Origin of the sequence: Clostridium polyendosporum (assembly GCF_018332455.1) — a bacterium.
Classification (GTDB): domain Bacteria; phylum Bacillota; class Clostridia; order Clostridiales; family Clostridiaceae; genus Clostridium_AY; species Clostridium_AY polyendosporum.
Window position 1 is genome coordinate 1 of sequence record NZ_BOPZ01000050.1, and the last position, 11,362, is coordinate 11,362.

6 protein-coding genes are annotated in these 11,362 nt (G+C 32.5%); 4 read left to right on the forward strand and 2 right to left on the reverse strand.

All coding sequences use genetic code 11. The annotated features are described in order from the left end of the window. Nucleotides 1-131: 131 nt before the first annotated feature. Nucleotides 132-1,163 (reverse strand): CehA/McbA family metallohydrolase, encoded by a 1,032-nt coding sequence (locus CPJCM30710_RS16915; RefSeq protein WP_246503576.1) that lies wholly within the window; start codon nucleotides 1,161-1,163, stop codon nucleotides 132-134. A gap of 760 nt (nucleotides 1,164-1,923) precedes the next feature. Here CPJCM30710_RS16915 and CPJCM30710_RS16920 point away from each other — a divergent pair. From CPJCM30710_RS16920 to CPJCM30710_RS16930, 3 genes are all read left to right on the forward strand, one after another. After that, nucleotides 1,924-4,461 carry a glycoside hydrolase family 31 protein gene (locus tag CPJCM30710_RS16920; RefSeq protein ID WP_212905335.1) on the forward strand — a complete coding sequence of 846 codons (2,538 nt, stop codon included), beginning with the start codon at nucleotides 1,924-1,926 and terminating at the stop codon, nucleotides 4,459-4,461. A 66-nt stretch (nucleotides 4,462-4,527) separates the two neighbouring features. Beyond that, the gene (locus CPJCM30710_RS16925) at nucleotides 4,528-6,357 is read left to right on the forward strand and encodes a glycoside hydrolase family 66 protein (RefSeq protein ID WP_212905336.1); all 1,830 of its coding nucleotides are present in this window, start codon (nucleotides 4,528-4,530) and stop codon (nucleotides 6,355-6,357) included. Between the two features lie 131 nt (nucleotides 6,358-6,488). After that, on the forward strand, nucleotides 6,489-6,923 hold the full coding sequence (locus tag CPJCM30710_RS16930; RefSeq protein WP_246503577.1) for a glycosyltransferase family protein: 435 nt from the start codon (nucleotides 6,489-6,491) through the stop codon (nucleotides 6,921-6,923). Nucleotides 6,924-7,182: 259 nt separating this feature from the next. Here CPJCM30710_RS16930 and CPJCM30710_RS16935 read toward each other — a convergent pair whose 3' ends face one another. Further along, a complete protein-coding gene (locus tag CPJCM30710_RS16935) occupies nucleotides 7,183-10,158 on the reverse strand; it encodes a vitamin B12-dependent ribonucleotide reductase (RefSeq protein WP_212905337.1) in 2,976 nt (991 codons plus the stop codon). Between the two features lie 200 nt (nucleotides 10,159-10,358). Between CPJCM30710_RS16935 and CPJCM30710_RS16940 the strand changes: the two genes are divergently transcribed. Continuing rightward, a complete protein-coding gene (locus CPJCM30710_RS16940; RefSeq protein WP_212905338.1) occupies nucleotides 10,359-11,204 on the forward strand; it encodes a CvfB family protein in 846 nt (281 codons plus the stop codon). Nucleotides 11,205-11,362: the final 158 nt, after the last annotated feature.

The following is an 11,362-nucleotide window of genomic DNA, read 5'->3' on the forward strand; positions in this document are numbered from 1 at the left end:
AGATTTATATAAAATTTTATTCAAATTAATAGAAAAACCCTGTTTTAAAATTTATCCACAAGTTTGCTAGAAAAACCCTCTGTTTTTAAACAGGGGGTTTTTCAGCAAACTGATAAAAATAAAAAACTCCGCTAGGAGTTTTTTATTTTTATAAATATTGGAGAAGTTAGGGCTTGTTTATTACCTTTTTGAAATACTCTGATTACATACCATTTATTTTCAAGTGAGTAGGGCAGAGTGAGAAGATATTTTATTCTACCAATTCCAAGGTCCTCTAATTCTTTAATGACTTTACCTCCAGAAGTTATGATTTGAATTTTTTCTATGGGATTTACATAGTCCTCAGCAAAGATTAAAAAATTAAGCTCTGTGGGAGAAGTTAACTCTAGTTCATGTCCCATAAATGCTGAGTCTATTGTAAAGTAAAGTTTCAATGTTTTTGATTCTGTAGAGTAAGTATGTCGTTTTTTAAACGCATCTACAATAGATGCCTTGTCAAAGTTATTGCAAACTATAGCAGTTAAGTTTTCACTTTCTCCAAAGTTTAACCTATGATTATCTTGGGAATTTATTGCGCCTATCAACCACCCTTTATCTAGCATTGAAAAATATCTCTTATCATACCTATTATATTTATGAGGAGGAGAACCATTCCCTACCTCAATGCAATTCAAAAAATGATTAAGTAATGGATTATACGGAATGGAGTCAACTACATTACTTGGATGATTTATTGAAAAAAATGAGTTGCCATCTGCTATTAGCCATAACATTAAATTATTAAAGTTTTTAATAATGCCCTTAAAATAAGTTTGGCAATTAATAATATTGAGATGTCCCCAGGGGACTGAATTAGCTTCAAAGCCAAGCAAAGCTATAAAATCATCATGCTTTTTGTTAAAACGATCGACAATTGTTTTTAAAAACTTCCACTTAGATATTTTCTCACCTTTATAAGGTATCATTTCTGATAAATAATTATTATGATCCGTTAATACCATAAAGTTAATTCCATTTTTTTTGCCACACTCTAACGCTTCTAGGGGAGTACCTTTACCAGTTGATATCTCTGTATGACAGTGGGGTATTCCATAAAAAAACTTTAGGTCGGATAAATCTATTGGAGGAGTATCACTTCTTTGTCTTCTTTTATGCTTACCCAACTAAAAAAACCTCACAATAATTGTTGATAATATATAATATTAAAAACTACAATTAAATGTACAATTTATATTAAAACAATTCATAATTAAATATTGAAGAAAAACTACTTGTAACATATAGTTTTGAGGAAATTACTAAAGAAGTTGAAGATATCAGACCATAATCAGCTTTTGAAAAATACACATTCTACTGGGTGTGCGGATTCCATAATGTGGATATATGAGGAGGTAGGCGATGTCGGAGATCATCGATTTACTATTTAAATCATTTAAAAAGAGCAATATTTTAGTTAAGTTTTTGTAAATAGATAAATAATGCGTTAACTCTTTTGTAATATAATTAATAAAATATTAATATTAATATTTTTTATTCGTTATTATATTAGCTAATATGATAACGAGTTTTTAATGTTAAAAATATGGACTGCAAGAATGTTTTAAATTTGTAAATAGCATTCAGTAAGGAATAATAGGAAATATGTAGTAATATCAGTTATCTACATGCATCCCTTACCTTGATTAATTTGTATTTAATTATAATTTAAATTGTATTTAAATTATAATTAAAATATAAAAATTTATGTTACTTTTTTGAAATAAAAATGAAAAATGAAAAAACAAAAATTATATAAAAATACATTATTATCCATAATATATAATCCAATTTATGCCATTGACTTGAAAAAGCCCCCTTGTTACAGTTAATTTATGCTTGCTAAGCGCTTAGAGAAAGCATCAATAAAAATATCGAGGTGAAAAAATGAAACAGAAAAATATTTCCAAGAGTGTACTTGCTGCATTGATGACAACAAGTATTGTTTTTTCGTCAAGTGCGCAAGCGGTTGTAGCAGTGACACAGCCTGAACCGGACACTCCTTTAATAAAGCAGAATATTAAGCAGACATTGACTGTTAGAGCTATTGAAAAATTGAATAATGGAGTTAAGTTTGACTTGGGAAACAGTGAGGCTTACATACGTATTTTCGATAAGGACTTAGTAAAGGTATCCCTGGTGGAAAAAGGACAAAGTGAATATACTTCCCAGGGGATAGCAAAAAAGGATTGGAAGACACCTGATTTTAAAGTGCAAGATTCAGAAAAGGAATATACAATTACAACCAGTGAAATAACTATTAAAATAAATAAACAAAAGTTTGGTGTGAAATTTCTTGATAAATCCGGTAATGTAATTAATGAGGATTATATGAAGTACGGCTCAGGGTATGAAAATGACAAGCCCTTCGTATTTAAGAAAACAGATAAAGGCGAGGCCTTCTACGGATTTGGAGAGCAGGCAGGTCTTGGACTTAATAAACGTGGTAAAGAAATAGGAATGTGGAACACAGACGCCTATTCCTACACAAAGGATACAAAATACCTGTACACAACTATTCCATTCTTTATTGGATTAAAGAATGAAAAGGCCTATGGTATTTTTATGGACAATGCTAACCGTTCTTATTTCAATATGGCCAGCGAGAGCGATGATTACTACTATTTCTATGCTAATGACGGACAGCTTAACTATTACTTTATGAATGGTCCGGAAATAGAAGATGTATTGGACACATATACTGAACTTACAGGTAAGATGGAAAGACCAGCCCAATGGACACTTGGTTTCCATCAAAGTAAGTGGGGATACACACCAGAAGAATTAGTAAATGTAGCCAACACTTACCGTGAAAAGAAAATTCCATTAGATACAATGCATTTTGACATTGATTATATGGATGGATACAGGGTATTTACATGGAACAAGGATCAGGATTATCTTGGAGCCTTAAAGAAATTGAAGGAACAGGGTTTCAATGCCATAGCAATTAATGATCCAGCTGTAAAGGTAGATGAGAATAACGAGACATATAAAGAAGGTATTAAGAACGACTATTTTGCAAAAAATCCTGATGGTTCTGTTTACAATGGTGAAGTATGGCCGGGAAAATCCGCATTCCCTGATTTCTCAAAGCCTGAGGTTCGTAATTGGTGGGGAAAAAATCATAGCACTCTATTTAATGCAGGAATTGATGGAATTTGGAACGATATGAATGAACCAGCTGTATTTGATGGTCCATATCATACAATGCCACTTGATATACTGTTTGGTGAGGGAGACAATAAAAAGACCCATGCTCAATACCATAACTTATATGGACATGATGAAGCAGAGGCGACTTACAATGGATTTAAATTGAACAAGCCAAATCAAAGACCATTTGTATTGACTCGTGATATGTATGCTGGTACACAGCGTTATGCTGCTCTTTGGACAGGAGATAACGCAAGTAATTGGGAACATCTTCAAATGTCAATTCCTATGAATACAAATATAGGATTATCTGGTCAGCCATTTGTTGGAAATGATATCGGAGGATTTGCTCAGCGTCCAACACCGGAATTATTTGCAAGATGGATTCAAGTAGGAGCACTTCTACCATTTGCACGTGACCATTATGACAGTGATGTAAAGTCAGATGTAAAGATGGGTCAGGAACCATGGGTATTTGGAAAGGATGTTGAAGATATAAGCCGTAAATACATCAATCTAAGATATCAGCTTCTTCCATATCTTTATAATGCCTTTGTAGAAGCTTCAAAGACAGGAGCACCTGTACAGCAGCCTCTTATTTACCAGTTCCAAGAAGATAAAAACACCTATAATATAGCTGACCAATTTATGTTTGGAAGCTCAATTATGGCAGCGCCAATAGTACAGCAAGGACAAACATCCAGAAGCGTATATCTTCCAAAGGGTGTAAAGTGGGTTGATTTTTGGACTGGAGAAGAGTTTAAAGGGGGACAAACTATTACACGTAATGCTGATTTAGGAACTATGCCTCTTTATGTTAAGAAGGATTCTATAATTCCTAGCCGTGAAGTTCAGCAAAAAACAGATGAAAAACCACTAACTAACCTTATACTTGATACTTACCTTGATGGAAAGGCTACTTATTCATTCTATGAAGATGATAATAATACCTTAGATTACAAGGGTGGAGAGTTTAACATAACAAACTTTACAGTAGCAAGAAACGGTAATAACATAGAATTCATGCAGGAAAAGAAGGCAAGAAACTATAAGGAATCTAAACTTACAAATTATACATTAAAATTAAATGGAATAAAGGGAAATCCATCTGAAGTTAAAAATGAATCTAAAAAGTATACTAATGTTAACAGCATAGAGGAACTTAACAAAAATTCAGGTTCTTACTTCTATGATAATAAGGCAAATGTTTTATATGTTAACATTCCTGCTGACCAGTCTGGAAAAGTGATGATAAACGAAAGTAAATAATTAAATGAAAAAGGAGGGGCTAAAGTAAAATATTTTGGCTCCTCCCTTTATTAGAGGGTGCATTCAATGTTTAAAAAGAAATTTATTATAGTGATTATTTTAGTTTTGGCAGTTGTAGCATTAGCTTATATTGGAAAATCATATTGGAAATTAAATACTAATAACTCAGCTATTTATCAGGATATGTTAATAAAGGATGTGTACACTGATAAAAGTTCCTATAAGCTCCATGAAGGGGTTTATTATGTTGTAAAATTGAAGAATGATTTAGAAAAGGATTATAGTGGAAAGCTGAGGGTTTATTTTAAACATTTAGACAAAAGTATATATTACAAAGAGGTTAAGGTGAATTTAAAGAAGGGTGAATATAAAGAGCTTAATTTAAAATGGTTTCCTCCTGATGATGATTATACAGGATATATGCTGGAAGTATATGCAGTTAAGGGAAATAAAATTATTGATCATAGAAATACTGCAATAGATGTATCTTCAGATTGGAGCAAGTTCCCAAGGTATGGCTATATAGCTAATTTTCCAGAAATGGACAGGAATAAGGCAAAGGAGATAATAGATAACTTAAGCAGGTTCCATCTAAATGGGCTTCAATTTTATGACTGGCAGTATAAACATGACCTGCCCCTTGCAGGTACCGTTGATAACCCGGAGTTAACCTGGCCGGACATTGCAAATAGAAGAACCTCAGGTGAAACCGTAAAAAACTTTATAAATTTTGCCCATGATAAAAATATGATGGCTGCAAACTATAATCTCATGTATGGTGCATATGAGGATTATGAAACTAGAGGTGTAAAGAAGGAGTGGGGACTTTATAAGGATAATAATCATAATGAGGCGGATTCTTTCTCACTTCCAGATAGCTGGGCTGTTAAAAAGGTGTATTTAATGAATCCAGGAAACAAGGAGTGGCAGAACTACATGTTCCAAAGGGAAAAGGATGTTATGGATGTATACAATTTTGATGTATTCCATGTTGATACTCTAGGACCTAGGGGAACTCTTTATGACTATAATGGAAATGAAGTTAATATTGATAAAACATATACTGATTTTTTAAATAATGCAAAAAAAGCTTTAAATAAGAGAATAGTTGTTAATAATGTTCAAGAGTTCGGAAAAACTCCTGTATCAAAGGATACTGATGTTGACTTTTTATACACAGAAATATGGCCTTCTGATTATGCATCCTATGGAATGATTAAAAAGACTATAGATAATGATTTGAGGTACAGCAATGGAAAAAAAGCATCAGTAATAGCCGCCTATATGAACTATGGAATGCATCGAGGTGAAGAATTTAATGAACACTCTGTTAAGCTAACAGATGCTGCTATTTTTGCTGCAGGAGGAGCTCATGTTGAGCTTGGAGATACAGGCATGCTTTCAAACGAGTATTTTGCCAATGATAATGTAAAGATGACACCTGCCCTTACAAGTTCTATGAGAAACTATTATGATTTTATTGTAGCCTATGAAAACATACTTAGGGATAATATGAACGAAGTAAATACCACAATTGAAGTTCCAGGTATAAATGTGAGCAACAATGGAAGTGCAAAAACAATATGGGCCTACAGCAAGGAAAATAAGAAATACCAAACTGTTCAGCTAATCAACCTTTTAAATAGAGAAGATGATAACTGGAGAGATGAAAAGGGAAGCTGCAGTCCTCCTGAAACGAAAAAAGATTTTATTTTGAAACTATATGTGGATTATACAGATATAAAGAGTGTAAATTTAGCATCTCCAGATTTAAATGGAGGAACGTCAATGCCATTAAAATATAGCAAAAAGAAGGATTCAAAGGGTAATTTCTTAGAGATTAAGGTTCCCGAATTGCAGTATTGGGATACAATTTTTATTGAGCGTTCTGTTTAAAAGCTTACATAGGTATATGTTTTTCTTCCATTTTACAACATGGCTATGTTGTAAAATATTGTTGAATATTTATAATATAATTTTTAAATTTATAGTATAGCCTTTAACGGCGGAAATGGAGACAAATTATTATGAAGATTAAAGATAAAAATGTATCTAAAAAATCAAGAAAATTTTCTGTTTCAATTGTTCTGTATGTTGTTGCTTCAGTTGTAGGACTTGTTGGAATTGCATTATTAATTAGTAATATTTTATTATTTAGAGATACTGTTAATCAATATGTAACTCAGGGGTATCCCAAAGCTACTGTTATTAATAAATTAATACCAACACAATTGCTCCCAGGAATATTTGAGCCAATTGCTGTATATGAAGGCATCGCATTTGTTTTAGTGGGTGTGGGTATAGTTAATAAAAAAATTTCAAAATGCTTAACATTGTTAACTAAAGTTGAGGTTTGCAATGATGCTATTGAAGAAAGCATTTTGGAACAAAATGTTGTTGGTATAGAAAATACAGAAACAATCGAACAGATAGAAATTGTGGAAGAAGCTAAAAAAGCCTGATGAAAATACAATCAAAAGACTTGTCTTGTAAGTTATACTGAGGCAAGTCTTTTGTTGTATTAGAAATCAACATTATTTTTTAAACATAACCTACAACATAAACCATAGGGGCAATAGCAAGGATCCTTGTAACGATTTGCCAGGGACACCAAAAGTGGTAGGCAGCAAATAAGACCGCATTGACGCAGGAAACCTTAAAGTTGTAGTAGTAAAGGTCAAAGTTGTATTTCTACTTATCTATACTGGCAATTTGTTTAAATCAACTACAACCTGTTGTTGAACCGCAATCTAAACAAACCATACAAGTACCATTTCTAATCATTCTTATAGATGAGCAATTAGGACATACACTTCCGTAAACTCTTTCTCCTTTTGTTGATTCGGGTTTTTCATCAGTAATAAGTGGTGTTGTGTATGGACTTTCACTTAATTTCTCAGGCTTAACCTGACATCTTGAAAAATCTCCTAATTCTATGTCTATGATTTTACTTATTAAATCAGATATAGATGTGACGTTTTTAATGTATGGATGACGCTGTACAAAACCATAAGGTTCATACATTTGTCCTCTAAGCATTCTTGATATATCCTGAGGAGGTACATGATGCTGTAGCATTACAGAAATAGATTTTGAAAGAGAATTTAATAAACCTGTTATTATTGTTCCTTCTCTATCAGTAGTGATATAAATTTCGCATATTTCTCCTTTTTCATTTCTATTGACTGTGGTATATATCTTTACGTCACTAATTTGAGCTGGATGTGTTGTACCGTACCTAATACCTTCAGGTTTAGTTCTTCTAGTTACGTTATTTAAAGATTTTTGATATTCCTTAGCTTTTTCTAGCAAACTATGATAGTCTAAATCTTCTAGCCTAAAGGAACCTTCTTCAAATATAGAAGTGTTTAAAGGCTGAGATGCTTTTGAGGAATCCCTATATAAGGTTATTCCTTTTACTCCTAGCTTCCAAGACATTAGGATAATATGTTTAAAATCTTCTATTCTAGAAGTCTTGGGAAGATTAACGGTTTTAGATATTGCACCTGATATAAGAGGAGTTATAGCAGCTACCATCTTAACATGACCTTCAGGAGATATAAATCTTGTTCCAGTTCCAGATTTATTCGCTGTATCAAAAATAGGGTAGTGCTCTTCTTTAAGATAGGGTGCTCCCTCTAATTTACCATCAGCAAGTCTTTCATACTCAATACCATTTACATTAGTTTTTTCTGTACGCAAAACATAGTCTACGATATGTTTAATTTCTTCTTCTTTATATCCTAAGTTTTTTAAGGATACTTCTATGACAGGGTTAACAATGGTCATGTATCCTCCACCTACAAGTTTTTTGTAAATTACATGGCTAAAAAATGGCTCGATAGAAGTTGAACCACAATCCATCGCAAAGGAAATTGTACCTGTAGGAGCGATAACAGAAACTTGTGCATTTCTAAATCCAAAGCTCTCAGAAGTTTCTAATACATGTGCCCAGCTTTCTTTTAATATACTACTTAATTCATCAAATTCAATAGCGTTAAGTAAAGTGTGATTTATGCTAATAGGAGTATAACTTAAATCTTCAAAAGGTGTATTAAGCGCACCCGCAACTCGGGCATGATTTCTTATAACTTTTAGCATGTAGGGTTTATTTATATCGTATTTTTCAAATGCTCCTACATTCTGAGCCATTAGAGAAGAAATATAGTATGAATATCCAGTAAGTAATCCTATAAGCGATGAAGCTATGGTTCTACCCTCCTCAGAATCATAAGGATATCCAATAACCATAAGAAGAGAAGCTAAATTAGAAACCCCAAGTCCTGTAGATCTAAACATATAAGTTTTTCTAGCTATATCTTCTGTAGGAAACTGTCCCCAGTGGATAGAAGCTTCAAGCATTAATTGATTTAAGCTAATTACATGCATAAAACCTTTATAATCGAAAGATTTTGTTCTAAAATCATAGAATTTAAGCAAATTTATAGAGGATAGATTACAAGAAGTATCATCTAAAAATGCATATTCCCCACAAGGATTTGTTGAATTTAATTTATTATAAGGAGCATTATAAATACCATCTTCGCCGCAAGGACATGTATGCCAGCTGTTAAAGGTATCATCAAATTGAGGAGCAGGGTCAGCACATTTCCATGCAGATTCATTTATTAAGTCCCACAGTTCTTTAATCTTAACCATTCTATTAACGGAAGGGTCAACTCTCCCTTTAAGTTCAATTTCAGCATTAGGATTTATATCTAGAGTATCTACTTTTTTCATAAAGTTATTAGAAATCCTTATAGAGTTATTAGAGTTTTGACCAGAGACTGTAGCGTAAGCTTCACCATTGAAGTCACTATCGTATCCCATTTTTATTAAAGCTCTAACCTTATCTTCCTCTTTTGCTTTCCATGATATAAATTCCACGATTTCAGGATGATCGATATTAAGACAGACCATTTTAGCTGCTCTTCTTGTTGTTCCACCAGATTTTATGGCACCTGCATTCCTATCAAACCCTCTTAAAAAACTCATAAGGCCTGAGGAAACCCCTCCACCAGAAAGTCTTTCTCCTTCAGCTCTTAAAGTGGAGTAGTTAGTGCCACAACCTGAACCACCCTTAAAGAGTTTTGTTTCTGTAACATATTGTTCAGATATTGAATGTTTACCTAAAAGTTTATCTTCTATAGAGAGTATAAAGCAGGCTGATGCTTGAGTTCTTGTGTAGTAGTCTTCGCATCCAATCACACTTTTGCTTGATGGATTATAATAGAAGTTACCCGAAGGGTTACCTTGTATGCCGTAACTTTGAGCTAGTCCTGTGTTGAACCACTGGGGGGAATTCGGAGCATACATTTGATTAAGCAGAGCAAAAACCATTTCATCGTAAAATATTTTTTCTTGTTCTTCAGTGGTTAGAAGTCCTTCATCCTTAAGTGCATCTCTCCAAAAAGAAACCATTCTGTTAGCAACCATTCGCATTGAATTTTCGTAGCCTATTTCATTTGGAATGCCAGCTTTTCTAAAATATTTTGAAGCTATGATATCACAGGCATTTTGAGAGTAATGAATAGGGAATTCAAGATTTTTCATGTCAGTTATAACTTTTCCTGTCTTATGATCTTTCAATAAAACATCAACTTTTTTCCACTGAAAGAGATCATATACATCTTTTTCGGGGGTGTTTTCTAATTCTTTGGTATAATAACGGGTTAAAATTAAATCTAATGAGTTCATAATAACCTCCCAAACACAATATATTGATTGTATAGCTATAAAAAACACAATATATGGTATAATATGATTATACACTTATTTGTATTTTAAAATATATATATTTATATTATTTCTAGAAAAATTTTCATTATTTATGGATATCATAATAATGCTGTGATAAAATGAGTTTTGCACAAAAACGGTTTAATTTAGGAGGATTTATGTTTAAAATAGGAGATTTTAATGATTTAAAAGTAGTACGTGAGGCATCTTTTGGATTTTTTCTTGATGCAGGAACTGGAAACACTTCAGATGATATTCTTTTACCAAATGCAAGTACATTACATAAAGAGATAAAGGTAGATGATGTAGTTCATGCTTTTATCTATAGAGATTCAAAGGATAGGTTAGTTGCTACATTACAAACTCCTCTAGCTAAAGTAGAGGAAATCGCGTATTTAAAAGTTAAGGCTATAACTAATGTTGGTGCTTTTGTAGATATCGGATTGGAAAGAGATGTTTTAGTTCCAATGAAAGAACAGAAGTATAATCTAGAAAAAGATAAGAGTTATCTATTTTATATTTATGAAGATAAAACTGGAAGATTGGCTGCTACAACTGATATCTCTCCATATTTGGATTTTATGGAAGATGCTGCGCTTGGGCAGGAAGTTACCGGAATTATTTATGGATTTCAAACTAATGATTCATTAATGGTTGCAGTAGAAGGAAAATATGAGGGCGTAGTGCTTAAAAATGAATACTTTACAGATATAAAGCCAGGAGAAGAATTAAATTTTAGGGTAAAAAAGATTTATGAAGACGGCAGATTAGGATTAACTCCTAGAGGTAAAAAACTTGATGAAAGAGATGTACTTTCTGAGAAGATTTTAAAATATTTAGAAGATAATAATGGAGTTATGCCATTTAATGATAAGAGTTCACCAGAGGCCATTAAAAGAGAGTTTAATACTAGTAAGAATTATTTCAAGATTGCTCTTGGCGGACTTATGAGGAAAAAGCTTATTGAGCAGAATGAGGAAGGTACTAAGCTTATAAAGAAGTAGTATATAATAAGTGCATATAAAAAATAGAAATGCACTTAGTGCATTTCTATTTTTTCAGACTGCTGACAAAGTGTCAGCAGTCTTTGTTTTTACTGAATTATGAAGTAAAATTAAAAGTATAGAATTTTATTTCATAGGAGTTATTCAAATGATACGAG

What these genes read in the sequence shown, in the direction of transcription:
- CPJCM30710_RS16930 (WP_246503577.1), top strand. Translation starts at nt 6,489, where the DNA reads ATGAAGATTAAAGATAAAAATGTATCTAAAAAATCAAGAAAATTTTCT.
- CPJCM30710_RS16925 (WP_212905336.1), top strand. Translation starts at nt 4,528, where the DNA reads ATGTTTAAAAAGAAATTTATTATAGTGATTATTTTAGTTTTGGCAGTT.
- CPJCM30710_RS16935 (WP_212905337.1), bottom strand. Translation starts at nt 10,158, where the DNA reads ATGAACTCATTAGATTTAATTTTAACCCGTTATTATACCAAAGAATTA.
- CPJCM30710_RS16940 (WP_212905338.1), top strand. Translation starts at nt 10,359, where the DNA reads ATGTTTAAAATAGGAGATTTTAATGATTTAAAAGTAGTACGTGAGGCA.
- CPJCM30710_RS16920 (WP_212905335.1), top strand. Translation starts at nt 1,924, where the DNA reads ATGAAACAGAAAAATATTTCCAAGAGTGTACTTGCTGCATTGATGACA.